General features: G+C 65.0%; 24 protein-coding genes and 2 tRNA genes. 16 read left to right on the plus strand and 10 right to left on the minus strand.

The window, feature by feature from the left end; genetic code table 11:
* Positions 1-18: 18 nt before the first annotated feature.
* Positions 19-1,620, plus strand: coding sequence for a glycoside hydrolase family 17 protein (locus AVCA_RS15905; protein ID WP_012702035.1), 1,602 nt, complete (start codon positions 19-21; stop codon positions 1,618-1,620).
* Here the strand turns inward: AVCA_RS15905 and AVCA_RS15910 are convergent.
* The gene (locus AVCA_RS15910; RefSeq protein ID WP_012702036.1) at positions 1,600-1,956 is read right to left on the minus strand and encodes a hypothetical protein; all 357 of its coding nucleotides are present in this window, start codon (positions 1,954-1,956) and stop codon (positions 1,600-1,602) included. The two genes, AVCA_RS15905 and AVCA_RS15910, sit on opposite strands and share 21 nt — an antisense overlap.
* A gap of 148 nt (positions 1,957-2,104) precedes the next feature.
* Between AVCA_RS15910 and AVCA_RS15915 the strand changes: the two genes are divergently transcribed.
* The gene (locus AVCA_RS15915; RefSeq protein WP_012702037.1) at positions 2,105-3,403 is read left to right on the plus strand and encodes an alpha/beta hydrolase family protein; all 1,299 of its coding nucleotides are present in this window, start codon (positions 2,105-2,107) and stop codon (positions 3,401-3,403) included.
* On the plus strand, positions 3,396-4,169 hold the full coding sequence (locus AVCA_RS15920; RefSeq protein WP_012702038.1) for an MlaA family lipoprotein: 774 nt from the start codon (positions 3,396-3,398) through the stop codon (positions 4,167-4,169). The genes AVCA_RS15915 and AVCA_RS15920 overlap by 8 nt, the downstream gene beginning before the upstream one ends.
* A 13-nt stretch (positions 4,170-4,182) precedes the next feature.
* Here the strand turns inward: AVCA_RS15920 and AVCA_RS15925 are convergent, their stop codons facing one another.
* The gene (locus AVCA_RS15925) at positions 4,183-5,103 is read right to left on the minus strand and encodes a lipid A biosynthesis lauroyl acyltransferase (RefSeq protein ID WP_012702039.1); all 921 of its coding nucleotides are present in this window, start codon (positions 5,101-5,103) and stop codon (positions 4,183-4,185) included.
* A gap of 233 nt (positions 5,104-5,336) precedes the next feature.
* On the opposite strand from AVCA_RS15925, the gene minC reads away from it, so the two are divergent.
* The 5 genes from minC to AVCA_RS15950 all read left to right on the plus strand — a co-directional run bounded on the left by minC (position 5,337) and on the right by AVCA_RS15950 (position 9,355).
* Entirely contained in the window at positions 5,337-6,086 is a 750-nt protein-coding gene (minC, locus tag AVCA_RS15930; RefSeq protein ID WP_041807314.1) for a septum site-determining protein MinC, read from the plus strand.
* A gap of 98 nt (positions 6,087-6,184) precedes the next feature.
* Positions 6,185-7,000, plus strand: a complete 816-nt coding sequence (gene minD / locus AVCA_RS15935) for a septum site-determining protein MinD (RefSeq protein WP_012702041.1) — start codon at positions 6,185-6,187, stop codon at positions 6,998-7,000.
* Positions 6,997-7,251: a cell division topological specificity factor MinE gene (minE, locus tag AVCA_RS15940; protein ID WP_012702042.1), complete on the plus strand. Its 255-nt coding sequence runs from the start codon at positions 6,997-6,999 to the stop codon at positions 7,249-7,251. Before minD ends, minE begins: the two co-directional genes overlap by 4 nt.
* Positions 7,252-7,351: 100 nt before the next feature.
* Positions 7,352-7,987, plus strand: a complete 636-nt coding sequence (locus tag AVCA_RS15945) for an RluA family pseudouridine synthase (RefSeq protein ID WP_012702043.1) — start codon at positions 7,352-7,354, stop codon at positions 7,985-7,987.
* Between the two features lie 78 nt (positions 7,988-8,065).
* Positions 8,066-9,355 carry a M18 family aminopeptidase gene (locus AVCA_RS15950; RefSeq protein WP_012702044.1) on the plus strand — a complete coding sequence of 430 codons (1,290 nt, stop codon included), beginning with the start codon at positions 8,066-8,068 and terminating at the stop codon, positions 9,353-9,355.
* 69 nt (positions 9,356-9,424) lie between these two features.
* On the opposite strand, the gene AVCA_RS15955 is transcribed toward AVCA_RS15950, so the two are convergent.
* Positions 9,425-10,387 carry a zinc-binding dehydrogenase gene (locus AVCA_RS15955; protein WP_012702045.1) on the minus strand — a complete coding sequence of 321 codons (963 nt, stop codon included), beginning with the start codon at positions 10,385-10,387 and terminating at the stop codon, positions 9,425-9,427.
* A 125-nt stretch (positions 10,388-10,512) separates the two neighbouring features.
* Here AVCA_RS15955 and AVCA_RS15960 point away from each other — a divergent pair, with 125 nt between their 5' ends.
* Positions 10,513-12,594, plus strand: coding sequence for a carboxy terminal-processing peptidase (locus AVCA_RS15960; RefSeq protein ID WP_012702046.1), 2,082 nt, complete (start codon positions 10,513-10,515; stop codon positions 12,592-12,594).
* Positions 12,595-12,696: 102 nt separating this feature from the next.
* Here AVCA_RS15960 and AVCA_RS15965 read toward each other — a convergent pair whose 3' ends face one another.
* From AVCA_RS15965 to AVCA_RS15990, 6 genes are all read right to left on the minus strand, one after another.
* Positions 12,697-13,059, minus strand: coding sequence for a hypothetical protein (locus AVCA_RS15965; RefSeq protein ID WP_012702047.1), 363 nt, complete (start codon positions 13,057-13,059; stop codon positions 12,697-12,699).
* A complete protein-coding gene (locus tag AVCA_RS26870) occupies positions 13,056-13,400 on the minus strand; it encodes a helix-turn-helix domain-containing protein (protein WP_236616197.1) in 345 nt (114 codons plus the stop codon). Before AVCA_RS26870 ends, AVCA_RS15965 begins: the two co-directional genes overlap by 4 nt.
* 89 nt (positions 13,401-13,489) lie before the next feature.
* A complete protein-coding gene (locus tag AVCA_RS15975) occupies positions 13,490-13,918 on the minus strand; it encodes a YkvA family protein (protein ID WP_175555879.1) in 429 nt (142 codons plus the stop codon).
* 283 nt (positions 13,919-14,201) lie between these two features.
* Complete coding sequence (locus AVCA_RS15980; RefSeq protein ID WP_041807315.1) at positions 14,202-14,954, minus strand: FKBP-type peptidyl-prolyl cis-trans isomerase; 753 nt, start codon at positions 14,952-14,954, stop codon at positions 14,202-14,204.
* Between the two features lie 245 nt (positions 14,955-15,199).
* Positions 15,200-15,276, minus strand: a tRNA-Asp gene (locus AVCA_RS15985).
* Between the two features lie 14 nt (positions 15,277-15,290).
* Positions 15,291-15,366, minus strand: a tRNA-Val gene (locus AVCA_RS15990).
* A gap of 154 nt (positions 15,367-15,520) precedes the next feature.
* On the opposite strand from AVCA_RS15990, the gene rdgC reads away from it, so the two are divergent.
* The 3 genes from rdgC to AVCA_RS16005 all read left to right on the plus strand — a co-directional run bounded on the left by rdgC (position 15,521) and on the right by AVCA_RS16005 (position 21,811).
* Positions 15,521-16,441, plus strand: coding sequence for a recombination-associated protein RdgC (rdgC, locus tag AVCA_RS15995; protein WP_041807584.1), 921 nt, complete (start codon positions 15,521-15,523; stop codon positions 16,439-16,441).
* 545 nt (positions 16,442-16,986) lie between these two features.
* Positions 16,987-20,472 carry a hybrid sensor histidine kinase/response regulator gene (locus AVCA_RS16000; protein WP_012702052.1) on the plus strand — a complete coding sequence of 1,162 codons (3,486 nt, stop codon included), beginning with the start codon at positions 16,987-16,989 and terminating at the stop codon, positions 20,470-20,472.
* A 79-nt stretch (positions 20,473-20,551) separates the two neighbouring features.
* Positions 20,552-21,811, plus strand: a complete 1,260-nt coding sequence (locus AVCA_RS16005) for an MgtC/SapB family protein (protein WP_012702053.1) — start codon at positions 20,552-20,554, stop codon at positions 21,809-21,811.
* 15 nt (positions 21,812-21,826) lie between these two features.
* Here the strand turns inward: AVCA_RS16005 and AVCA_RS25255 are convergent, their stop codons facing one another.
* Entirely contained in the window at positions 21,827-22,180 is a 354-nt protein-coding gene (locus AVCA_RS25255; protein WP_012702054.1) for a tetratricopeptide repeat protein, read from the minus strand.
* A 449-nt stretch (positions 22,181-22,629) separates the two neighbouring features.
* On the opposite strand from AVCA_RS25255, the gene AVCA_RS16015 reads away from it, so the two are divergent.
* From AVCA_RS16015 to AVCA_RS16030, 4 genes are read left to right on the plus strand one after another with little or no spacing between them, the layout of a single operon-like run.
* Entirely contained in the window at positions 22,630-25,221 is a 2,592-nt protein-coding gene (locus tag AVCA_RS16015) for an intermembrane phospholipid transport YdbH family protein (RefSeq protein ID WP_012702056.1), read from the plus strand.
* A 12-nt stretch (positions 25,222-25,233) separates the two neighbouring features.
* Positions 25,234-25,425: a YnbE family lipoprotein gene (locus AVCA_RS16020; protein WP_012702057.1), complete on the plus strand. Its 192-nt coding sequence runs from the start codon at positions 25,234-25,236 to the stop codon at positions 25,423-25,425.
* Positions 25,426-25,434: 9 nt separating this feature from the next.
* Positions 25,435-25,779 (plus strand): YdbL family probable chaperone protein, encoded by a 345-nt coding sequence (locus AVCA_RS16025; protein WP_012702058.1) that lies wholly within the window; start codon positions 25,435-25,437, stop codon positions 25,777-25,779.
* Positions 25,776-26,432 (plus strand): class I SAM-dependent DNA methyltransferase, encoded by a 657-nt coding sequence (locus AVCA_RS16030; RefSeq protein ID WP_012702059.1) that lies wholly within the window; start codon positions 25,776-25,778, stop codon positions 26,430-26,432. Before AVCA_RS16025 ends, AVCA_RS16030 begins: the two co-directional genes overlap by 4 nt.
* Positions 26,433-26,526: the final 94 nt, after the last annotated feature.

Consider the following 26,526-nt stretch of genomic DNA (forward strand, 5'->3'; position numbering starts at 1 on the left):
GTCAGATGATCTCGAACCATGCCCGCCACCCCGCGCTTTCCGCTACTGCCCTATCTGTTCGCCACCCTTTTCGCCCTGCTGGCCCTGAGCGGCCTCTGGTACAGCATCGGCCAGCCGGTCGTGCTGACCGACGTGGTCGGTCCCACGCACAAGTTGCAGTGCGTGTCCTACAGTCCGTTCGACAAGGACCAGTCGCCCTTCGACAAGCCGTTCGTGCTGCGCGAGGCGCGCATGGACGCCGATCTGGCGCTGCTCGCCGAACGCTTCCAGTGCGTGCGCACCTACTCCATGACCGGCATGGAGGCTCTTCCCGCCCTGGCCCGCAAGCACGGCCTGAAGCTGATGCTGGGCGCCTGGGTGAACCCCGATCCGCTGGAGACCGAGGCCGAAATCGCGCTGTTGATCGAGGCGGCCAGGGCCAACCCGGATATCGTCGAGGCGGCGATCGTCGGCAACGAGACCCTGCTGCGCAAGGAAGTCACCGCCACTTACCTGGCCACGCAGATCGAACGGGTGAAGCGCAGTATCCCGCAGCCGGTCACCTACGCCGACGTCTGGGAGTTCTGGCTGAAGCACCCGGAAGTCGCCCCGGCGGTGGACTTCCTGACCATCCACCTGCTGCCCTACTGGGAAGACGACCCGAGCGGAATCGACAAGGCGCTCGCCCAGGTCGCCCGCGTCCGCCAGGAATTCGGCCAGCGCTTCGCGCCCAAGGATATCCTGATCGGCGAGACCGGCTGGCCCAGCGAGGGCCGCCAGCGGGAAACCGCCCTGCCCAGCCGGGTCAACCAGGCCCTGTTCATCCGCGGCTTCGTCGCCATGGCCGAGCAGCACGGCTGGCGCTACAACCTGATCGAGGCGTTCGACCAGCCCTGGAAGCGCCAGAGCGAAGGTGCGATGGGCGGCTACTGGGGACTGCTGGACGCCGACCGCGAGGACAAGCGCATCCTCGCCGGCCCGGTCTCCAACCTGCCGCACTGGCCGATCTGGCTGGGCGTCGGCGGGCTGATCATGGCCGCTGCGCTGCTCGTCGCCGGCCGGCCGGCCTCCACCGCCGCGGCTCTGCTGCTGCCGCCACTGGCCGCGCTCGGCGGCGCCTGCATCGGCTTGTGGGGCGAACTGGCGCGGGTCACCAGCCGCTATCCCGGCGAGTGGCTGTGGGCCGCCCTGCTGATCGGCTTGAACCTGGTGGTGCTGCTCCACGGCGTACTGCTGCTGTCGGCCCGCGAGGGCTTCCGGGCCCGGCTGTTCGCCTGGCTGGACGCGCGCGGCGGCTGGTGGCTGGCCGCCGCCGGTTTCGCCGGAGCGGTGATGATGCTGGCACTGGTGTTCGATGCCCGCTACCGCAGCTTTCCCAGCGCCGCCCTGCTGCTGCCCGCGCTGCTCTACGGCTGCCGCCCGGTGCCCGGCCCGCGCCGGGAGATCGCCCTGTTGCTGGCGCTGATCGGGGCCGGCATCCTCCCGCAGTTGTATCAGGAAACGCTGCTCAACCGGCAGGCGCTCGGCTGGGCCCTGGTCAGCCTGCTGCTGGCGGTCGCCCTCGGCCGCAGCCTGCTGCTGCGCGGGAGCGCCGCGACGACCTCGGCCGCGCAGACCGCCTCAGCGGCGAACCAGGCGTAGTCCGGCGATGACCACGGCGAATACCGCCAGGCTGGCGGTATAGAGCACCAGGGCCGGAACCCCCAGGCACAGTCCGGCGAGCGCCAGCCGCCAGCCGGCGCGTCCGGGCAGCAGGAAACCGGCCACCGCCACCGCCAGGGCGCCCCAGGCCAGCAGGCGGAAATGGATCATCAGCCCCAGACCGGAGCGCAACTGGCATTCCCAGCGCTGGGCCTGCTCGACGCACAGACCGACCCACTGGCCGTCCTCCATCAGGGCGAAGCGCACCCCGTAGCTGGCCGCCAGCCAGAGCGGCAGGAACAGCAGCAGGAGCATCAAAGGCAGGCGCGAGGACATGGGGGATCTCCGAGGGCAAATGCCCGCCAGCATAACCAGCAATGCCCCGGAAGCAAGTGCCGTACCCGGTACGAAGGGGGTTCCATCGGGGCCGTACCTGCATTACAAGCACTCCTATGGCCCGCTCACCCAAGAGGTTGGATCCCGCATGCCCCGCCTGCCATCCATCGCCGTTCTGCTCGGCGGCCTGCTGCTCTGCAGTCGCCTGCCGGCGGCCGACATCGATCCGGCGAGCTACGGCTTTCCGTTGCACAACCCCTTCGAGGCGACCATCGCCACCACGCCGCCGGAACTGCGCCCCGACCTGCCGCCCGACAGCGAGATCGATCAGCGCGACTACAGCCTGTCGCTGCATCCCGCCCGTCCGTTCGCGCTACCCGACAGCCTGCGCCAGGTGCGCGACCTGCGCTACCGCCTGGCCCGCCAGGCGCATGCCGCGCCGCTGATCTTCATTATCTCCGGCACCGGCGCGCACTACGCCAGCAGCCACACCGAATACCTGAAGCGGCTGTTCTACGGCGCCGGCTTCCATGTGGTGCAACTGTCCTCGCCGACCAGCTACGACTTCATGGCCGCCGCCTCGCGCACGGCCACGCCCGGCCTCAGCCGCGAGGATGCCGACGACCTGTACCGGGTCATGGAAGCGGTGCAGGCGCAGCAGGCGGACCTGCCGGTCACCGCCTACCACCTGATCGGCTACAGCCTCGGCGCCCTCCACGCGGCCTTCGTCAGCCAACTGGACGAGACCCGCCGGCGCTTCGCTTTCAAACGCGTGCTGCTGCTCAATCCGCCGGTCAACCCCTACGACTCGATCCGCAACCTCGACCGCCTGGTGCAGACCGACGTGCCGGGCATCACCGGCAACCTGACCTTCTACGAGTTGATCCTCGGCAAGCTGACCCGCTACTTCCAGCAGCGTGGCCACATCGATCTCAACGAAGCCCTGCTGTACGACCTGCAGCAGTCGAAGGAGCGCCTGACGGACGAGGAAATGGCCATGCTGATCGGTTCGGTGTTCCGTTTCGCCGCCGCCGACATCGCCTACACCTCGGACCTCATCAACCGTCGCGGGCTGATCACCCCGCCGGACTATCCGGTCGAGGAGGACACCCCGCTCGCCCCCTTCTTCATCCGCGCCCTGCAGTGCAATTTCGGCTGCTACCTGAACGAGCAGTTGATCCCCCAGTGGCGCCGACGCCACAACGGCGGCAGCCTGTCCCAACTGGTCGGGCAGATCGGCCTCCAGGCCCTGCGGGAATACCTGGCCGGCAGCCGCAAGATCGCCGCGATGCACAACGCCGACGATCTCATCCTCGGCCCCGGCGATCTCGCCTTCCTGCGCCGCACCCTCGGCGAACGCCTGACGCTCTACCCGTTCGGCGGGCACTGCGGCAACCTCAATTACCGGGTCAACAGCCAGGCCATGCTGGAGTTCTTCCGTGGTTGAACGGCCCTGGCTCCTCGTCGCCGCGCTGCTTCTCGGCAGTCTGGCCCAGGCCGCCGAACCGGCGGCCGATGCAGACGGTTTCAAGCGTCCGCTGGAGCGCCTGCAGTTCAACAGCGGCCACGAACAGCACGAATTCGAGCGCGCCAGCCTCGCCATCCTCGACGTCCGCGATCCCTGGGAGCGCTGGAACCGGCGGGTCTATCACTTCAACTACCGCCTCGACGAATGGGTGCTGCTGCCCGCGGTGCGCGGCTATCGCGCCGTCACCCCGGGCGTCGTGCGCAGCGGCGTGCGCAATTTCTTCGCCAACCTCGCCGAAATCCCCGGCCTGCTCAACAGCCTGCTGCAACTGCGCGGCCGACGCGCCCTCGATACCGGCGCCCGTCTGCTGCTCAACACCACCCTGGGCGTCGCCGGCCTGTGGGACCCGGCCAGCCGCATGGGCCTGCCCCGGCAGGGCGAGGACTTCGGCCAGACCCTCGGCGTCTACGGCGTGCCCGCGGGCCCCTACCTGATGTTGCCGGTCCTCGGGCCGTCCAACCTGCGCGACGCGGTCGGCCAACTGACGGATTTCCTGGCCGCCAACCGAATCGACTACCTGAACGTCGCCACGGCCAGCGACGCCCACCCGGAAATCTCCGCGCTGAAGGCCGTCGACAAGCGCGACAGCATCCCCTTCCGCTACGGTCAGCTCAACTCGCCGTTCGAATACAACAAGATCCGCTACGTCTACACCCGGGCCCGCCAGCTGCAGATCGAGGAATAGCGACCGCCCCTCGTCAGTAGAGGCCCGGTTCGCCGTCCGGGCGGCTCTTGAAGCGCCGGTGCGCCCACAGGTATTGCTCGGGCTGCCGGCGCACCGCCTGCTCGACCCAGCGGTTGATGCGCAGGCAGTCGGCCTCCTCGCTCTCCCCGGGAAAATCCTCCAGCGGCGGGTGGACCGCCAGCCGGTAGCCGGAACCATCGGCCAGGCGGGTCTGGATGAAGGGCATCACCAGCGCCTTGCCCAGGCGGGCGAACTTGGTCGTCGCCGTCACGGTCGCCGCCGGGATGCCGAACAACGGCACGAAGATGCTCTGCTTGCGCCCATAGTCCTGGTCCGGCGCGTACCAGATGGCGCGTCCGGCGCGCAGCACCTTGAGCATGGCGCGGATATCCTCGCGCTCGATGGCCGTGGCATCGGCGTTGTGCCGTTCGCGACCACATCGCTGGACGTAATCGAAGACCGGGTTGTCGTGTTCCCGGTACATGCCGTCGATGGTCTGCCGCTGGCCGAGCAGGGCGGCGCCGATCTCCAGGGTGGTGAAATGCAGGGCCATGAGGATGACGCCCCGGCCCTCGGCCTGGGCCCGCTGCAGGTGTTCGAGCCCCTCGACGTGCGCCAGCCGGGCCAGGCGCCGGCGTGGCCACCACCAACTGATGGCCATCTCGAAGAAGGCGATGCCCATCGAGGCGAAGTTCTCCCTGAGCAGGCGTTCGCGCTCGTCGGCGGACAACTCGGGAAAACACAGCTCCAGATTGCGCCGGGCGATGCGCCGGCGCGAACCGGCCAGGCGATAGGTCAACGCGCCCAGCCAGCGGCCGAGCCGCAGCAGCCAGGCATAAGGCAATTGAGCGACCAGCCAGAACAGCCCCAGCGCCAGCCAGAGCCCCCAGAAACGCGGATGGAGAAAATGGGCACGAAAGTGCGGACGATCCATTGACTGCCCCGGAAACGGCAAAAGCCGGCATTCTAGCGGGAAAACGCCGGTCACGAGCGCGACGCGGCGGGAACCGTGCGGATCGCTCTCCGCGCGTCGCCAGCCCCTGCGGCAACCCGCCGCGGACGCGCCAGACGGCGCATCGTCGGCCCATGGAATGGTTTTCCCCCACCCGGCTAGCCTGACGCGGCGTTTCCCGTTATAAGACCGCCATTCATTGCAATGGGCAGATCATGAGCCAAGCCGACCTCCTCGACCCAGCCCCCGTGTTCCAGCTCAAGGGCAGCATGCTCGCCATCACCGTGCTGGAACTGGCATACAACGACCTGGCCCGTCTCGACCACCAACTGAGCGAAAAGGTGGCGCAGGCCCCCAACTTCTTCCAGAACACGCCGCTGGTCCTCGCTCTGGACAAGCTCCAGCCCGGCGCGCAAGGGCTCGACCTGCGCGCCCTGCTGGCGATCTGCCGGCGCCACGGTCTGCGCACCCTGGCGATCCGCGCCAGCCTGGCCGAACACATCGCCGCCGCCCAGGCGCTCGATCTGCCGGTCCTGCCGCCCTCCAGCGCACGGGAGCGGCCGATCGCGCCCAGCACCACGGCCGCCACGCCGACCCCGGCCAGAAAGCCCGAGAAGCCGGCCGAACCGGCGGTACGTCCGACGCGGGTGGTCAGCGTTCCGGTACGCGGCGGCCAGCAGATCTACGCGCCGGGGGGCGACCTGCTGGTCCTGGCCCCGGTCAGCGCCGGCGCGGAACTGCTCGCCGATGGCAACATCCATGTGTACGCCCCGATGCGGGGCCGGGCCCTGGCCGGTATCAAAGGCAACAGCCAGGCCCGGATCTTCTGCCGCATGCTGGCCGCCGAGCTGATCTCCATCGCCGGCCGCTACAAGGTGGCCGAAGACCTCCGGCGCGATCCGAACTGGGGCGAGGCCGTGCACATCCACCTGGCAGGCGATGTGTTGAACATCACACGTCTTTAACGGATACTCGCGCGTTTTCAGGGGCTTTAACGGACTGGACTCCAAAGCCACCCGCACGGCTCAACGCTCCCATTCTTCTTCACTTGGGGTGAATAACCTTGGCCAAGATCCTCGTAGTCACTTCCGGCAAGGGTGGCGTCGGCAAAACCACTACCAGCGCCGCCATCGGTACCGGCCTCGCCCTGCGCGGGCACAAGACCGTCGTCGTCGATTTCGACGTAGGTCTGCGCAACCTCGACCTGATCATGGGCTGCGAACGCCGGGTCGTGTACGACTTCGTCAACGTCATCCAGGGCGACGCCACGCTCGGCCAGGCCCTGATCAAGGACAAGCGCCTGGAAAACCTCTACGTGCTGGCGGCCAGCCAGACCCGCGACAAGGACGCCCTGAGCGCCGAGGGCGTGGGCCGGGTGATGGACGAGTTGCGCGAATCCTTCGAGTACATTATCTGCGACTCGCCGGCGGGGATCGAAAAGGGTGCGCACCTGGCCATGTACTTCGCCGACGAGGCGGTCGTGGTGACCAATCCCGAGGTGTCCTCGGTACGCGACTCCGACCGCATGCTCGGCCTGCTCGCCAGCAAATCGCGCCGCGCCGAGAACGGCGAGGAGCCGATCAAGGAACACCTGCTGCTGACCCGCTACAGCCCCGACCGCGTGAACAAGGGCGAGATGCTCGGCGTGGAAGACGTCGAGGAGATCCTCGCCATCCGCCTGCTCGGGGTCATTCCCGAATCCCAGTCGGTCCTCAAGGCCTCCAACCAGGGCATCCCGGTGATCCTCGACGAACAGAGCGACGCCGGACAGGCCTACAGCGACGCCGTGGAGCGCCTGCTGGGCAAGGAGACGCCGCACCGCTTCCTCGATGTGCACAAGAAGGGATTCCTGCAACGCTTGTTCGGAGGCCGCGAATGAACCTTTTCGACTTCTTTCGCGAACGCAAGAAACAGAGTTCGGCGTCCATCGCGAAAGAGCGGCTGCAGATCATCGTCGCCCACGAGCGCGGCCAGCGCAGCGCCCCGGACTATCTGCCGGACCTGCAGAAGGAGCTGATCGAGGTGATCCGCAAGTACGTCAACATCGATAACGACCAGGTGCAGGTGGTCCTCGAAGACCAGGGCAACTGCTCGATCCTGGAGCTCAACGTCACCCTGCCGGATCGCTGAGCGATTCGCCCCCGCAGCGACGGCGGCCCGGCAGGCCGAGTGGAAGCGCAAGCGCTTTCGCGAAGCCTGACGGTCGCCGTCGTCGTTTCCGGACATCTCCATGCCCCTGTCGAACATCGAAATCGTCCATCGGGACGACGCCCTGCTGGTAGTCAACAAACCCACCCTGCTGCTCTCGGTGCCGGGCCGCGCCGAAGACAACCGGGACTGCCTGGTCACCCGCCTGCAGGAGAACGGCTATCCTGAAGCACGCATCGTGCATCGCCTCGACTGGGAAACCTCCGGCCTGATCGTGCTGGCCCGCGACGCCGACAGCCACCGCGAGCTGTCCCGCCAGTTCCACGACCGGGAAACCGAGAAGGCCTACACCGCGCTTTGCTGGGGCGAACCCGAAGCCGACAGCGGACGCATCGAGCTGCCGCTGCGCTATGACCCACCGACCAAGCCACGCCATGTGGTCGATCAGCAACAGGGCCGCCACGCCCTGACCTTCTGGCGGGTGCTGGAACGCTGCGGCCGTTTCAGCCGCATCGAACTGACCCCGATCACCGGCCGCTCCCACCAACTGCGCGTACACATGCTCGCCATCGGCCACCCATTGCTGGGCGACCGTCTCTATGCCCACGGCGAAGCCCTGGCCGCCGCCGAACGCCTGTGCCTGCACGCCAGCCTGCTGGTCCTCGGCCACCCGCGAAGCGGCGAGCGCCTGCGCTTCGAGAGCCCCGCGCCGTTCTGAATCCGCCGCGCCGGACACTCGACTGCAGCCTGCCGTCCTTTTCGATACACTCCGCTGCAACGCTGTCCGGAGTCCACTATGCGTACAGAACTCAATCAGGGCCTGATCGACTTCCTCAAGGCCTCCCCCACCCCCTTCCACGCCTGCGCCAGCCTGGCCCAGCGTCTCGAATCGGCCGGCTACCAGCGCCTCGACGAACGCGAACCCTGGCCGACCCAGTCCGGCGGACGCTATTACGTCACCCGCAACGACTCCTCGCTCATCGCCATCCAGCTCGGCCGGCGCTCACCGCTCGAGGGCGGCCTGCGGCTGGTCGGCGCCCACACCGACAGCCCCTGTCTGCGCGTCAAGCCACAGCCCGAGCTGAATCGCCAGGGCTTCTGGCAACTCGGCGTGGAAGTCTATGGCGGCGCCCTGCTCGCCCCCTGGTTCGACCGCGACCTGTCGCTGGCCGGACGGGTCACCTTCCGCCGCGCCGGACGCGTCGAGAGCCAACTGATCGACTTCAAGCAGCCGATCGCCGTCATTCCCAACCTGGCGATCCACCTCAACCGCGAAGCCAACCAGGGCTGGGCGATCAACGCGCAGAACGAACTGCCGCCCATCCTCGCGCAGGTCGCCGGCGACGAGCGCGGCGACTTTCGTGCCCTGCTGGCCGAGCAACTGCAGCGCGAGCACGAAATCAACGCCGATGTGGTGCTGGATTTCGAACTCTGTTTCTACGACACCCAGAGCGCCGCGCTGATCGGCCTGAACCAGGACTTCATCGCCGGTGCCCGTCTCGACAACCTGCTGTCCTGCCATGCCGGCCTGCAGGCCCTGCTCGCCGCCGGCGACAGGGAAAGCTGCGTGCTGGTCTGCACCGACCACGAGGAAATCGGCTCCTGCTCCACCTGCGGCGCCGACGGCCCCTTCCTCGAACAGGTGCTCGGCCGCCTGCTGCCGGATGGCGACGCCTTCGTGCGGATCATGCAGCAATCGCTGCTGGTTTCCGCGGACAACGCCCACGGCGTGCACCCCAACTATGCCGACCGCCACGACGCCAACCACGGCCCCAAGCTCAACGCCGGTCCGGTGATCAAGGTCAACAGCAACCAGCGCTACGCGACCAACAGCGAGACCGCCGGTTTCTTCCGCCATCTGTGTTTCGACGTCGAGGTGCCGGTACAGAGCTTCGTGGTGCGCAGCGACATGGGTTGCGGCTCGACCATCGGCCCCATCACCGCCAGCCGGCTCGGCATGCGCACCGTCGATATCGGCCTGCCGACCTTCGCCATGCATTCCATCCGCGAACTGGCCGGCAGCCATGACCTCACGCATCTGGTGAAGGTCCTGACCGCCTTCTATTCGAGTCCGCTACTGCCCTGAGGCCGACCCGGCCAGGACGGCCGAGGGCGAGACCGGCGGCCGACCCCGACAGGGCCGGCCATCCCCGGATCAAACCAGGTTGTCGTCGATCACCAGCGCCACCTTGCCGGACACGTTATTGCTGGCCAGCGTCTCGAACGCCGTGTCGACATCCTTGGCGGCGAAGCTGTGCTCCAGACGTGGCTCGAGGCGCCCCTCGGCGAACAGCGGCCAGACATGCCGGCGCAGTTCGTCGATCAGTTCGCCCTTGAAGGCGTCGTCCCGGTTGCGCAGGGTCGAGCCGATCAACTGCACCCGCTTGCCCAGCAGCTTGGCCAGATCCAATTGCGCTTCGCGTCCGCCCATCAGGCCGATGATCACCCAGCGGCCGTCGCGGGCCAGCAGGTCCAGATCCAGTGCAGCGTAACGCGCGCCGATCGGGTCGAGAATCACGTCGAAAGGCGCGAAATCGCGCAGCCCTTCGAGATCCTGGGTGCGCAGCACTCCACCCTGTGCCCCCAGCGATTCGCAGTAGGCCAAGCGCTCTGCGGAACCGACACTGACCCAGCAGGGATTGCCGAAGGCCTTGCACAGCTGGATGCCCGCCGAACCGACTCCGCTGGCCCCGGCGTGGATCAGCGCCTTCTCGCCCGACTTGAGGGCGCCCAGCTTGAACAGGTTGAGCCAGGCCGTGGCGTAGACCTCCGGCAACACCGCCGCCTCGACCAGCGACAAACCCTCCGGAGCCGGCAGGGCATGTCGCCCGTCGACCACCACCTCCTCGGCCATGCCGCCACCGGCCAGCAAGGCGCAGACCCGGTCGCCGACCTGCCAGTGACTGCCCGCCCCGACCTCGCTGATCACGCCGGCGCACTCCAGCCCGAGCACGTCGCTGGCGCCGGGCGGCGGCGGATAGAGCCCGGCACGCTGCAACAGATCGGCCCGATTCAGGCCGGCCGCCGCCACACGAATCCTGATTTGTCCCACGTCACAGGAAGGCGCAGGACGCTCGACCCACTCCACGCTGCCTTCGATGCCTTGCAATGCCTTCATGCTACCTCCATAGTAGGTTCCTGAGCCATTTCACCGTCAGATCCGTTTCCTTCCATCAAGAAAGGAACCCGGTACCCTGCTTGACGGCCTAATATGCGTTATCACTCCCCCACTAGTCGAATGACATGAAGCGCCTTCTCCCCAGCACCCTCTTCGCCTTCACCCTCGGCCTCAGTGCTTCGCTGCTGGCCCAGACGGCCGACGCCGGCAACTGGGACACCCTGCAGCCGGACCGTGACCAGGTGATCGCCAGCCTGAACGTGGTGGAGCTCCTCAAGCGCCATCATTACAGCAAACCACCACTCAACGATGCGCGCTCGGAAAAGATCTACGAGAGCTACCTCAAGTTGCTCGATCCGGCCCGCAGCTACTTCACCGCGGCAGACATCGCCGAATTCGACCGCTGGCGCACCCAGTTCGACGACTTTCTGAAAAGCGGCGATCTGCAACCCGGTTTCACCATCTACAAGCGCCACCTGACCCGTCTGGCCGAGCGTCTGGACTTCACCCTGGGCCTGCTCGAGAAAGGCGTGGACAGCTTCGACTTCGAACGCGACGAGAGCCTGCTGGTCGATCGCGAGAAGGCACCCTGGGCACCGGACAAGGCCGCCCTCGACGACCTCTGGCGCAAGCGCCTGAAGGACGAGGTGCTGCGCATGAAGATCGCCGGCAAGGAGCCGAAGGCCATCCAGGAGCTGCTCATCAAGCGCTACCGCAACCAGTTGGCGCGCCTGGACCAGACCCGCGGCGAAGACATCTTCCAGACCTACATCAACGCCTTCGCGCAGACCTACGACCCGCACACCAATTATCTGTCGCCGGACAACGCGGAAAACTTCGACATCAACATGAGTCTGTCGCTGGAAGGCATCGGCGCCGTTCTGCAAAGCGACAACGAGCACGTCAAGGTGGTCCGTCTGGTTCCCGCCGGCCCGGCGGAGAAGAGCAAGCAGCTCGCGCCCGCGGACAAGATCGTCGGCGTCGCCCAGGCTAACGGCGAAATGGTCGACGTGATCGGCTGGCGCCTGGACGAGGTGGTCAAGCTGATCCGCGGACCGAAGGGCTCGGTGGTACGCCTGGAAATTATTCCGGCCGGCAACGCGCCCAACGACGAAACCAGCAAGGTGGTCGCAATCACCCGCGAAGCGGTCAAGCTGGAAGAACAGGCCGCCAAGAAGTCCGTACTCGAACTTCCCCACGAAGGCCGCACCTACAAGCTCGGCGTGATCGAAATCCCGGCCTTCTATCTGGACTTCAAGGCATTCCGCGCCGGCGACCCCGACTACAAGAGCACTACCCGCGACGTGAAGCGCCTGCTCAGCGAATTGAAGGCCGAGAAGGTCGATGGCGTGGTCATCGATCTGCGCAACAACGGCGGCGGCTCGCTGCAGGAAGCCACCGAACTGACCGGTCTGTTCATCGACCAGGGGCCCACCGTGCTGGTGCGCAACAACGACGGTCGGGTCGACGTGCTCGCCGACGAGAATGGCGGCACTTATTACACCGGCCCGATGGCGGTACTGGTCAACCGTCTCTCCGCCTCGGCTTCGGAAATCTTCGCCGGCGCCATGCAGGACTACCACCGGGCCCTGATCATTGGTGGCCAGACCTTCGGCAAGGGGACCGTACAGACCATTCAGCCGCTCAACCATGGCGAACTGAAGCTGACCCTGGCGAAGTTCTACCGGGTTTCCGGACAGAGCACCCAGCATCAGGGCGTGATTCCGGACATCAGCTATCCCGATGAGGTCGACACGCAGGAAATCGGCGAGAGCGCCCTACCGGAAGCCATGCCCTGGGACAGCATCCGCCCGGCGATTCGCCCGGAAATCGACCCGTTCAGACCGCTCCTCAACGAGCTCAAGGCCCGTCATGACCAGCGCACGGCCCAGGACCCCGACTTCGTCTTTACCCGCAACCGCCTCGATCTGAGCCGGCAGTTGATGCAGGAAACCACTGTCAGCCTCAACGAGAGCAAGCGGCGCGCCCAGCACAGCTCCATCGAGTCCAAACAGCTGGCTATCGAAAACGAGCGGCGCAAGGCCAAGGGCGAAGAGCTCCTGACCAAGCTGAAGGAAGAGGACGAAAATACCCTGCCGTTGGCGGACGACAAGAACAAGAAACCCGAGGACGATGCCTATCTGGCGGAAACGGGGCGTATCCTGCTCGATTACTTGAGCCTGAGAGCCTCGGTGGCCAAGCACTGATCCGCCAGGGATAACAAGGAAAGAAGAAGGGGCCGTATGGCCCCTTTCTTATGCTTACGCGCTCGTACAGGATCGAGGAGGTCGCGAACACGACCTATCCCCCTACTGTTCCTCATAACTGAATTCGAAGACCCGCACCACTTCCGCGGCATGCCAGGATGCCGCCGCGACGCCATCGGGCGCCCCGGAAAAGCGCCCGAGCCGCGCCACGCAATCGAAGAAACCAGGCCGCGGCAGGCGACTGGCCCCCTGGCTGATGACCAGCGAGCTGCGCAATGGTCGCTCGGCGCGCGCATCCAGGACCGCCAGGTGCTCCAGCGCGGCGGTCAGCGTCTGCATGGCTGGCGGCGGCAGTTGCAGGCGCTCGATCAACGCACGATAGGTCAACAAGTGCCGACTTTGGCGCGCATCGTCCAGTTCGCCCAGCAACGCCTGCCAATGCTGGCGACTGATGCGAATGGTCAAGAGTCCACCTCCCACTCCACAATGCCCAAGGCTCGTGCCAAGGCACGCTGGATCGCGGAATCCGGCTGTCGCTCGCCCGTCTCGATCATGTCCAGATAGGACGGACTGATGCCCACGGCCCTGGCCAACTGCTCCTGCGACATGTTTTGAGCTTCGCGCAGGGTGGCCAGTTCCGCAAGACTCGGAGCCGCCATGGGACGCCCAGGTGCCTCCGATACCTCACCACCCTCCCACCCTGCCGCTCGTAGCAGGGCCTGGTAGTCCGCCCAGGGCAGCACCGCATATTCCACTTGCCCATCGCGCATGATCATTTGAACGTTCGTACTTCTTTTCTCGTGCATCGGTCCTATCCATATGTCGACAGCGTACCTGCCACCAAAGCTCCCATCCCACACTCCGTCACTTCCTGCAGACAACGGGCGTTCAGACTTCAGCGCCCTTCCGGCGCCGGCAGGCGCTCCAGATCGGCCAAGCTCTGTGGCGACTGGGCAGCCAGCCAGGCACGAAAGGCATCCAGCTCACCGCGCCAACTACGCACCACCCAGGCCAGCACAGCGATATCGTCAAGGTATCCCAGCCCCAGGAACCAGTCGGGAAGCGCATCCAGCGGAGACAGGAAATACAGCAGCCCGGCGATCGATGCGAGCAACGCCTGCTGGCTGACCTGCCGGTATTCTCCACGCCACCAGGCCAGGCAGAGCAATTGCAGCAAGCGCAGCTCCTCCCGGAAACCGCCCAGCCACAGCCCTCGGCGCTCCTTCTTGCGCGCCACATCCAGCAAGAGCTCCCTCAGCCGGCCATTAGCCAGCAGGGATCGGGCAAGGCGAAGAAATCGAAAGAAAAACCAGGGTGCTTTCATGATCGTCCTCCGCTGTGTGCGGTTTTCCGGTTTATCGATGAAATCCGAAGATAACCATGCCATCGGGCAAAGCCCATGACCGCTCGGCCCGAAACAGTTCCTTGTGTCGGCGATTCGTAAAAATACACCCGGACCAAAACCCTGAGGCCCACAGTCAATAGATTGAAGTGGTCTCAAGAAAGGGCGACAAATAACTGGGGGGACATGACTTCGTACCTCGGAAGCAATCCACACAAATGAAAACGCCCCACGCGGAGTGGGGCGTTTTCTGGAAGATCCGGCCTTACTGGCCTTGGGCTTCGCCCTGCTCCACATCAGGAGCGGAACCGCCGGGCTGCTCGGCCGGCTGATCCTTGATCCCCAGTAGTTCCAGTTCGAAGACCAGCACCGAATTGGCAGGGATGGAGGGGCTCGGGCTTTGCTCGCCGTAGGCCAGATCACTGGGAATGTACAGCTTGAACTTCTCGCCGACATGCATCAGTTGCAGACCCTCGACCCAACCGGGGATGACCCCGCTGACCGGCAGATCGATGGGGCTTCCCCGCTCGATGGAGCTATCGAACACCGAACCATCGGTCAGGCGGCCTTCATAATGTACGGTCACCACATCGCTCGGCTTGGGTTGGGCGCCATCGGCCTTTTTCAACACCTCATATTGCAGACCGGATGCCGTGGTGACCACGCCGGTGCGCTTGGCGTTTTCCTCAAGGAACTTCTTGCCGGCCTTGGCATTCTCCTCGCCAAGGGCCGCCATTCGCTCTTCGGCACGCTTCTGCAGGGCGGCGAAAGCCTCGATCAGTTCCTCGTCGCTCAGGCGCTGTTCCTTCTTGCCAATGGCATCCTCGATACCCTGGGCCACGGCTTTCGAGTCCAGATCATCCATGCCCTCCTGGGCCAGACTCTTACCCATGTTCAGGCCGATACCGTAGGAGGCCTTCTGTGCGGGAGTCTTGAGTTCCGCGTTGGTTTGCGAATCGCAACCCGAAAGAACCAGACCCACCAAGGCCATCGCAGCGGCCAACCGATGTTGTCTCATGCTGTTTCCTTGTTCGTTCGCCCTAGGGCTATCAGTGAAGGCGAGAGCTTAGCAGGCGGTCGCGACCACTGGCTACGGAGATAGGAGCCCGGTGACAGTGAATAAGTTCAGGTTTCAAGGGAAAGCTGGAAGGAGGCCAGGAGCCGTTCGACGACACGTCCGACAGGCGATATGCAAACGAAAAAAGCGGCCTAAGCCGCTTTCTCCCCGGTTGCCTGCCCTGTCCAGCTCGGCAACCCTACGTATGGCGCAGCGGACGGGACTCGAACCCGCGACCCCCGGCGTGACAGGCCGGTATTCTAACCGACTGAACTACCGCTGCGCTTGACTCCAAGATGGTGGGTGGTGACGGGATCGAACCGCCGACCCTCTGCTTGTAAGGCAGATGCTCTCCCGGCTGAGCTAACCACCCGTTCGCTCTCGAAGTGGGGCGCATTCTAGAGAGGCGATTTCGCCTTGGCAAGTCTTCGCTGAAAAAATTTTCAGATGTTCCAAAGGGTTAGGGTTGGCCCCCAGGATCAGGAAGAGAATAATGCTCGTTTTGCGCAATGGAGATCGCCAGCCCCATGTGGTTCCGCAACCTGCTCGTCTATCGCCTCACCCAGGATGTCCCCTTCAACGCCGAAACACTGGAGGCGACGCTGGCAGCCAAACCGGCCCGCCCCTGCGCCAGCCAGGAACTGGCCACCTACGGCTTCGCCGCCCCGTTCGGCAAGGGCGAGGATGCACCCCTGGTCCATGCCAGCCAGGAGTTCCTGCTGATCGCGGCACGCAAGGAAGAACGCATCCTGCCTGGCAGCGTGGTGCGCGACGCCCTTCAGGAGAAGGTCGAGGAAATCGAGGCCGAACAAATGCGCAAGGTCTACAAGAAGGAGCGCGAGCGCATCAAGGAGGACATCGTCCAGACTTTCCTGCCGCGGGCCTTCATACGCCGCTCCAGCACTTTCGCGGCGATCATGCCCAGACAAGGGTTGATCCTGGTCGACACCGCCAGCGCCAAGAAGGCCGAGGATCTGCTCTCCACCCTGCGCGAGGCCATCGGCTCGCTGCCGGTGCGCCCGCTGGGCGTGAAGGTCGCGCCCAGCGCCACCCTCACCGGCTGGGTCAAGGCCCAGCAAGCCGCGGCGGACTTCCACCTGCTCGACGAATGCGAACTGCGCGATACCCACGAGGACGGCGGCGTGGTTCGCTGCAAGCGCCAGGACCTGACCGGCGAAGAGATCCAGTTGCACCTGAGCACCGGCAAGCAGGTCACTCAACTGGCGCTCGCCTGGCAGGACAAGCTGACCTTCGTGATCGACGACAAGCTGGCGATCAAGCGGCTGCGTTTCGAGGACCTGTTGCAGGAACAGGCCGCCCAGGATGGCGGCGATGACGCCCTGGCCCAGATGGATGCCAGCTTCACCCTGATGATGCTGACCTTCGCCGAATACCTGCCGGCCCTGTTCGAGGCCCTGGGCGGGGAGGAAATCCCCCAGGGGCTCTGATCCCCGTTGGCTGGCGCCAGCCGTGCGCCGGCCCATCCACAGGGCGCCGTCAAGAACGGCCAGGAAGCCCCATCCCCACCAGGCGTCGCCCGCCCCTCGCCCCATGACATTTCCGCCCCTCTGCAGACCGATCGTCTGGAGGATCGCGAGCAATGGCGAGCACTTGCAAAGGTTATCGAACGCAGTTGACGGTCGGATCGGGAAGAGCGGCTGAAACGCCCCCCCGGCACCGCATGCGAACAGCCATCGGACAAGGGCTCGCTCCATCGAACGCCTGAAATGAATCACAGGCGGCGCAGTCTCATGAAAGCCGCGAAAATGCCCATGTAGAAGCCTTGGCAGGCGCAAACCCAAGGGGTGCGACAGATCCCCGCAAGCGACAGCAGGTCGCTTGCTACCTTGGTCGCAAATCGCGGTTCACGGGGTATTTTGCTGCAAGACTCTCGACTCCCGGATGATTTTTCACCATTGCTGAAAACGCTCGGCAAGCCAACACTTGGTGTAGTCAAGCCGTCCAGGGAGCTACCGTTTTGTTTGGAGCCAACATGTCGCTGTCCATCGGAGTGATCGCCCTGGCCGCCCTGGCCTACATGGCCACACTCTTCGCCATCGCCTTCTATGGAGACCGCCGTAGCGCGCCCTTGCCGCCACGCATGCGCGCCTGGGTCTACAGTCTCTCGCTGGCCGTCTACTGCACCAGTTGGACGTTCTTCGGCGCGGTCGGCCAGGCTACCGAACAGCTCTGGGACTTCCTGCCGATCTACCTGGGTCCGATCCTGCTGCTGCTCTTCGCCCCCTGGATGCTGCAAAAGATGGTGATGATCAGCAAACAGGAGAACATCACCTCCATCGCCGACTTCATCGCCGCGCGCTACGGCAAGTCGCAGCCACTGGCAGTGGTGGTCACCCTCATCTGCCTGGTCGGCGTGCTTCCTTATATTGCCCTGCAACTGAAGGGCATAGTGCTCGGCGTCAACCTGCTGATCGGCGCGGGTCCGGACAGCACCGGCACGCGCGCGCAGGACACCGCGATGGTGGTGACCCTCTGCCTGGCCCTGTTCACCATCCTGTTCGGCACGCGCACCCTCGACGTCACCGAACATCACCGCGGCATGATGCTGGCCATCGCCTTCGAGTCGCTGGTCAAGCTGCTCGCCTTCCTCGCCGTGGGCGCCTATATCACCTATGGTCTGTATGACGGCTTCGACCATCTGCTCGAAGAGGCCAGGACGGCTCCACAACTGGCGGAGTTCTGGAGCAAGGACACGAACTGGCCGGCATTGCTGGTGCAGACCGGCGTGGCCATGATGGCGATAGTCTGTCTGCCACGGCAATTCCATGTCACGGTGGTGGAGAACATCGAACCGCAGGACCTGCGTCTGGCACGCTGGGTGTTTCCACTATATCTATTCCTCGCGGCCCTGTTCGTGGTGCCGATCGCCTTGGCCGGCCAACTGCGCCTGCCGGCCGGAATCATTCCCGATACCTTCGTGATCAGCCTGCCCCTGGCCGAACACAGCCCCGTACTGGCACTGTTGGCCTTCATCGGCGGCGCCTCGGCCGCCACCGGCATGGTCATCGTCGCCAGCGTGGCGCTCTCCACCATGGTTTCCAACGACATCATGCTGCCCTGGCTGCTGCGCCGGAAAAACGCCGAGCGGCCCTTCGAAGCCTTCCGCCACTGGATGCTGAGCGTACGCCGGGTCAGCATCATCGGTATCCTGCTGATGGCCTATGTCATCTATCGCCTGCTCGGTCCGACCACCAGCCTGGCGACCATCGGTCAGCTCGCCTTCGCCGCGATATCCCAACTGACTCCTGCCATGCTCGGCGCGCTCTACTGGAAGCAGGCCAACCGTCGCGGCGTGTTCGCCGGACTCGCCGTCGGCGCGTTGCTGTGGAGCTACACCCTGGTGCTGCCGCTGATCGCCCAGCGCGTGGGCTGGCCGCTTGGCCAGTTCCCTGGCCTCGAGTGGCTGGCCAGCCGCCCGCTGGGTCTGCCGATCACCTCGATCACCCTGGGAATGCTGATCTCGCTGGCCGGCAACTGGGCGGTCTTCGCCGCCGTGTCGATGCTCTCGCGCACCCGTGTTTCCGAGCACTGGCAGGCCAGCCGCTTCGTCGGTCAGGAAATCAATCGCCGCTCCGGCGGCCGCTCCCTGCTCGCGGTCCAGATACAGGACCTGCTTGAACTCGCCGCACGCTTCGTCGGCGAAGAGCATGCGCGCCGGCGCTTCGAACGCTTCGCCCAGCGCCAGGGCAAGGAGTTCAACCCCAACCAGGCGGCGACCAGCGAGTGGATCGATCACACCGAGCGACTGCTCGCCGGGGTACTCGGCGCCTCTTCGACCCGGGCGGTGGTCAAGGCCGCCATCGAGGGACGGGAGATGCAGGTCGAGGATGTCGTGCGCATCGTCGACGAGGCCTCCGAAGTACTGCAGTTCAACCGCGCCCTGTTGCAGGGTGCCATCGAGAACATCACCCAGGGCATCAGCGTGATCGACGGCTCTCTGCGCCTGGTGGCCTGGAACCGCCGTTACCTGGAGCTGTTCAACTACCCGGAGGGCCTGATCTACGTCGGCCGGCCGATTGCCGACCTGATCCGCTACAACGCCGAACGTGGCCTGCTCGGCCTGGGCGATGTCGAAGAACACGTCAGCAAGCGGCTGTACTGGATGCGCCTCGGCACTCCGCACACCTTCGAGCGTCTGTTCCCCAACGGCCGGGTCATCGAACTGATCGGCAATCCCATGCCCGGCGGTGGCTTCGTCACCAGCTTCACCGATATCACCGAGTTCCGTGAGGCCGAGCGCGCCCTCAAGGAGGCCAACGAAGGCCTCGAGCAGCGAGTGATCGAGCGGACCCGGGAACTTTCCAAGCTGAACCAGGCGCTGGTCGAGGCCAAGGCCCACGCCGAATCGGCCAACCAGTCGAAAACCCGCTTCCTCGCCGCGGTCAGCCATGACCTGATGCAGCCGCTCAATGCCGCGCGCCTGTTCGCCGCGTCCCTTGCCCATCAGGAACCGCCCTTGCCGCCGGAGGCGCAGAGACTGGTGCAGCATCTGGACTGCTCGTTGCGCTCGGCCGAGGACCTGATCACCGATCTGCTGGATATCTCTCGCCTGGAAAGCGGCCGCATCACGCCGGAGCGCACCAATTTCCCGATCGCCGATCTGTTCGACACCCTCGGCGCCGAGTTCAAGGCCTTGGCCCGGGAACAGGGCATCGACTTCCACCTGCGCAGCAGCAAACTGCGCATCAACAGCGACATGAAACTGTTGCGCCGGGTACTGCAGAACTTCCTCACCAACGCCTTCCGCTATGCCAAGGGCCATGTGCTGCTGGGTGTGCGCCGCCAGGGCGATCAACTGCGCCTGGAGGTCTGGGACCGTGGCCCGGGCATTCCGGAAGACAAGCGCCAGGAGATCTTCGAGGAATTCAAGCGCCTGGACAGCCACCAGACCCGTGCGGAAAAGGGGCTCGGCCTCGGCCTGGCGATCGCCGACGGTCTCTGCCGCGTGCTGAACCACCGCCTGGAGGTACGCTCCTGGCTCGGCAAGGGCAGCGTCTTCAGCGTCACCGTCCCGCTGGCCCGCACCGTCGCGCCGGTCGTCAGTGCCAAGTCCGACGGTACGCAGCCGCTCAACACCCATGCGCTGACCGGTGCCCAGGTGCTCTGCGTGGACAACGAGGACAGCATCCTCACGGCCATGCACAGCCTGCTCTCACGCTGGGGTTGCCAGGTATGGACGGCACGTAACCGCCTGGAATGCGAACAACTGCTGGAAGGCGAACTGCGTCCGCAGGTGGCGCTGGTGGATTATCACCTCGATCAGGGCGAAACCGGCACCGACCTGATGGCCTGGCTGCGCACCCGCCTCGGCAAGCCTTTGCCGGGCGTGGTCATCAGCGCCGATGCACGTCCCGAAACCGTGGCCAAGATCCACGCCACCGGCCTCGACTATCTGGGCAAACCGGTCAAGCCGGCAGCCCTGCGCGCCCTGCTCAACCGCCATCTGGCCCTACGCTGATTCGGCTGCGGGCGCTCCGCCCGCAGCTGCATTTCGAAGCGCAGGAACGTCCAGCCCCCCTCCCTTCCGTGGTATCGCCATGCCGAGCAATCCCGAGCTTCTTCTCGATCTGACCATCGCCCTGGGCATCGGCCTGCTGATCGGCACCGAACGCGGCTGGAGCGCGCGCGAAACCGATGATGCACGCCTGGTCGCCGGTATCCGCACCTTCGGACTGAGCGGACTACTCGGTGGCCTGTCGGCGCTGCTCGGCCAGCAGTTGGGCCTGGCGGCCTGGATCGCCCTGCTGCTGGTATTCGGACTGCTGGTAGTGGCCGGCTATCTCGGCGACCTGCGCAACACCGGCGATCAGGGCATGACCAGCGAGATCGCCATGCTGCTGACCTTCCTGCTCGGCAGTCTGGCATTGATCGCGGATCACCAGGCGCTGGCCGCTGCCGGCGCAGTGGTGGTGGCCCTGCTGCTAAGCCTCAAGGAAGCCTTGCACGCCGCGCTGCGCCGACTGACGGCGCAGGAGCTCTCCGGCATGCTGAAGCTGCTGTTCATTTCCGTGGTATTGCTGCCGGTACTGCCGAACCGGGGCTATGGTCCCTGGGAGGCATTCAATCCCTACGAGACCTGGTGGATGGTGGTACTGATAGCAGCCATCGGCTTTGCCGCCTATATGGCCATACGCCTGGTCGGCACTCGCCATGGGTTGCTGCTGACAGCCCTGCTCGGCGGGATAGTGTCCTCCACCGCGATGACCCTTACCCTGTCCCGTCTGCAGCGAACGCTACGAATGCACCGTCTGCTCGCCTGCGCTCTCCTGGCCACCTCGGCGCTGATGTTTCCGCGGGTGTTGCTGGAGGTCGGGCTGATCAACCCCGGCTTGCTGGCCAGTCTGCTCTGGCCGATGGGTGTCGCCACCCTGGTCTACGCCGGAGGCGCTCTCCTCCATTATCGCGGCTCCGGGCAGGAGCCAGCCGCCGAGAGCGAACCGCCGCTGCAGAACCCCTTCGAACTGGGCCCGGCGCTGCGCTTTGCCGCCCTGCTGGTACTGATCCTCTTCCTGGTGGAGGCTGGCCGCCACTGGCTGGGCGATACCGGGGTCTATCTCGTGGCGCTTCTGGCCGGAATGACGGACGTCGATGCGATCACCCTGTCACTGGCGCGCAATGCACTGGGCGAGTTGGATAGCGAGGTGGCAGTGCGAGGCATCTTTCTCGCCGCCATGAGCAACAGCCTGGTCAAGGGTGGGCTGATCGCCGTGATCGGCGGGAGCCGCCTGGCCCTGCTCAGCCTGCCAGTAATGGCCAGCGGCCTGCTTGCCGGGCTGGCAACGCTCTGGCTTCGCTGAAACGACTGCCGATCCTCAGGAATGCGCGGCAAGGCAGCCGAGCAGTCGCAGCGCTTCGCCCGAGCCCTGGGCTGCCGCCTGCTCCAGCCAGTAGCGGCCCTGTTGCAGTTCCAGCGGCCCCGCCTCGCAGCAGTGGCGACCGAGTTCCAACTGAGCCTGGATATCGCCAGCCCGTGCAGCCTGACGCAACAGTTCAAGACCGAAGCGGCGATCGCGAGGGGTTCGACAGTCGCGGCAGAGCAGTTGACCAAGGCGGCTCTGCGCCGCCACCACTCCTTGGCGCGCGGCCTGCTTGAGCAGATGTCCGGCAAAACGCTTGGCGCTGTGGGTCTTGCCGATGGCAGGGCTATCCAGCAACCAGGAAGCCACCTTTACCGGCAGGCGTGTCTGTGAAGTGGCAGGCAAAGAGGACTGGGTACGAATTCTCATAGCGAACAGCGGGCTCATTTTGAGAAGGCGCGCACTGTACTCCTTTTTCCCGAGGAGTAAAGACTTGCCAAAGTGCGACGAAGAGGTTCCACTGCCTCGACAAGGAAATCCACAGAAGCTGTGGATAACACGGTGGACAACAGTCTTCCGACCTTTCCAAGAGTCGATGATTTCTGGTCTCGGCTTGAACTGGTGTTTTTTTGGCCAGAAAAAACTTCTTGATTTTCATCTATTTAGATGCATCATGAAGCCGACGGCAAGGTAATCCGGCGCATTCTGGGACTGATCTTGCTGTCATTTTTCATCAATCAAACACAAAACCGCGACTTGATCCCGTTCCCACGGCCTCGCCCTTGCGCGGGAACCGGGCTCGTGCAAAGGACCTCACGGTGGCGGCTCACCATCCGAAATGGCGCAACGCCAGGCGGATAGTTCTGGTCGGCGCTATCCTGATCGTCACCCTGGCCTACGGCAATCATCGCTGGCAGCAATTTCTGCATGCCCGAGGCATCGAGCAACTTTCCTGGCAGGGCCTGCGCTTCACCTCCAGCGGTCCAGTCCTGCGATATCTGAAACTGGAACAGCGGCAGGCCAGCGGCGGCCGTCTGCAAATCATCGCAGAGCACTCGCGGCTCGACTGGCCGACGCACGATGGCCAGGGCTGGCACTTGCCACAATTGCGCATTGCTCGACTGGACGTGGCCTGGCAAGCCCCGAGCATCGGAGCAGCCCCGTCCTCGGCCGGCTCGCCCGATCCGCACAGCCTGGCCGCCCTTCCCCGACATCTGGCGATCGATACCTTCACTGCCAGGCTTCCCTGCGCCAATGGCCGCTGCCTCCTGCAAGGCTCGTTGCAGGCACAGCATGCCGGCCCCCGCCTGCTGCCGGCCAGTCTGGACCTTCGACTGCAGCACGAAGGACGGCAACTGAGCCTGGATGCAAACCTGGACGGCCGGGCCGGCTTTCAGGAACTGGTGATGCAGGCACGCATACTGCTCAACGGGCAGGCTCGCATCCGGCTATCGGGCATCTTGAGCAGCGACGACACGGAACAGACTTGGCGGGGAGAACTGGCCATGCCGGGCCTGCCCGAGGCCCCTTGGCTGCGGGACTGGCTCGGACAGTGGCTGGAACCCTGGCGAACGGATGCCAGTCCCGCCCTTCAGGCCGTAGGACTCGAAGCCGACTGGCGGCTCCAGTGGCCACGGGGTCCACTGGAGCTATCCAGATTGCGCAAGATGGCACAGGGAGAAGCCCACCTCCGCGCCAGCCTGCCCGAAGCCTGGCCGGCACCGGGGATAGGCCTGCTGAAAGGCGACCTGGACCTGAATCTGGTCGGTAGTGCAGGAAAGTGGCTACCCCGCCAGTTGCATGCCGATCTCCACCTGACTCGACCACAGGGCGCCTGGCTGGAGGGCGTCCCCGAGCCCCTGCGGCCAGAAGCACTGCAGTTGCAGATCGCCCCCCACCCCATCAATACCTCGAGCAAAGCGCCGCACCTCCCCCTGAGCCTGCGGTTGCACAGCCAAGGTCCGCTGCGGGCGCTGTTGCAAGGCGAGCTGAATATCGCCCCTCAGTTGCCCGACTGGCGCGTCGAACTGAAGGGCGGCACGCTCGAGATCGACGCACCTCGCCTGCAGTTTTCCGGCAACCGCCTGGAGCGATTGAAAGTTCGCCTGCGAATGGCCGGTCAGCTCGACCACGAACGCCTGCGATTGGCGCTGGGTGAAGGATCGCGTTTCAGTCTCGGGCGGCTGGCACTGGCCGAGTTGCTCCTGGAAGAATTGCAGGGTCAACTGGCTGGCCTGCACCTCACAGCCGAACCTGTCGGCGAAGGGCTGCGCGTTTCGCAACTGGGAGGCCCGCTGCACCTGCAGACAGCGAATCTGCAGCATCCCCGCCTGCATGCCCAGGGCTGGCGCTGGCAAGGTCGTCTCGATGGCGGAGACGGGCACCAGCAGCTCGGCGGCATGCTGCAGGGCGAGCGGGGACTGGGCATGAACCTGCAGCTACGGCGTAGCTCAGGCGGTGCATTGGCCATGGAAGCCCGGCTGACGGAAATCCTCCTGCAGGCCGGCAACCCGCTGGCGGCGACCTTGAGCGACTGGCCCGCACGGCTCGAGTTGGACAAGGGGCGCCTGCAAGGCAGCGCCCACCTGTACCTGAGTCCCGGTAAGCCACGGCAGGCCGAGTTGAAGCTGCAATCGCAGGGCCTCTCGGGAATCTACGAGCGCAGCGAACTGGACGGTCTGAGCGGGCGAATTCAGGCACGACTGCGCGGATCGCATCTGGAATTGCAACTGACCGAGTTGGAGGTGACACATCTCAACCCCGGTCTCCCGCTCGGCCCACTGCGTCTGCGAGGCCAGTATTCGGCAAGCCTGGCGCAGCCACTGCGCGGTCGACTCGCCTGGCAGCAGGCCGAACTCGCCCTGCTGGACGGGCGCGCCTGGCTGCCCCCGTCGAGCCGGGATCTGTCGACAGGCTCGGCAAGCCTTCCGCTTCGGCTCGAAGGGCTGCAGCTCGGTGAGCTGTTCCGCCTCTACCCGGCCGAAGGACTGGCTGGCCGAGGGACCCTGGATGGACGCCTGCCGCTACTCGTCGGACCGGCCGGCGTGCGTATCGAGCAAGGTCGACTGGACAATCGCGGCCCCGGCATACTGCAGTTCCGCTCCGAAAGAATCCGCACCTTCGCCCGCAGCAATCCAGCCATGAAACTGGTGGCCGACGCACTGGAAAACTTCCACTTCAGCCGGCTATCGAGCGACCTCGGTTATGATGAGCAGGGCAAGCTGCGCATGGGACTGCGTCTCGAAGGGCGCAATCCCGCCTTGGAAAAAGGCCGGCCCATCCACTTCAACATCAACCTGGAAGAGGATATTCCGGCCTTGCTGACCAGCCTGCAGCTCTCCGACCGCGTCAGCGAAAGGATTCGGCAACGCGTGCAGCAGCGACTGCGAAAAAGCCCCGACGCCCCCTGATTGGAGAACCCCATGCGCCTGCGCCATCTGTTCGCCGTCCCGCTGCTTGGCCTGCTGGCCGCTGCCTGCACGCCCACAGTGCAACTGGCCGTCCCCGACGAGCCGATCAACATCAACCTCAACGTGAAGATCCAGCACGAAGTCTATGTCAGGGTGGACGAGGCCCTGGACGATATCATCGACAAGGACAGCGGCCTGTTCTGAGGAGATCCCATGAAGATCCGCGCGCGCATGACAACCCTGCTGATCGTGCTGGGCCTTGCCTTGCCAGCCCTGGCAATGAGTCTCAACGAAGCCATGGGAGCCCTCTCCGGCGCCAAGGCTCGCGGCCAACTGGGCGAGATGCCCAACGGCTACCTGGGTGTGGTCAGTCCAGGCGATCAGGCCGAAGAAATCGCCCGTCTGATCAACCAGGCACGACGCACCGAATACCAGCGCCTTGCACGGGAAAACGGCATCAAACAAGGCGATGTGGAAGCCATCGCCGGACAGAAGGCTCTGGAGAAGACCTCGAAAGGCCAGTACATCCAACTGAACGGCAAGTGGATACGCAAATGATCCCATCCGAAGAAGTATCACCGGCACTCGATGCGAACGACCTCCGGCAGATCACCGCAACCACGCTGCAACACTACACTGCATCCGCCGAAGCCTTCCGCGAAGGTACCCGCGATCACGATGTCCGCCAGAACATCGACGCTCTGCTGCGCCACATCGAAGGGCCATCGCCTTTCATTATTCTCGACTTCGGTTGCGGTCCAGGGCGCGATCTCAAGGCCTTCCGAGCTCTCGGCCATCAGCCGATCGGCCTGGACGGCTGTCCCCGCTTCGCTGAAATGGCCCGCACCGACTCGGGCTGCGAGGTCTGGCAGCAGGACTTCCTGCGACTCGATCTGCCGACTGGACGTTTCGACGGCATCTTCGCCAACGCCTCGCTGTTCCATGTCCCCACCCAGGAACTCTCCCAGGTGCTAGGCAAGCTGTATGCAGCCCTCAAGCCTGGCGGCGTGCTGTTCAGCTCCAATCCACGCGGGCACAACGAAGAGGGCTGGAATGGGAACCGCTATGGCAGCTATCACGACCTCGACGCCTGGCGACGTTATCTGAACGCGGCCGGCTTCGTCGAACTCGAACACTACTATCGCCCCAGCGATCTTCCATGCGAGCAACAACCCTGGCTCGCCAGCGTGTGGCGCAAGCCAGGACTCTGATGCAAGAGTATGGCTAACAGACGGGGCCTTCATTGGTTCGCACAACCATTCTTGCCCGACTGACCGACCGGCCAGGATAAATTGACAGAGAGCC

The organism is Azotobacter vinelandii CA (assembly GCF_000380335.1).
Taxonomy (GTDB): domain Bacteria; phylum Pseudomonadota; class Gammaproteobacteria; order Pseudomonadales; family Pseudomonadaceae; genus Azotobacter; species Azotobacter vinelandii.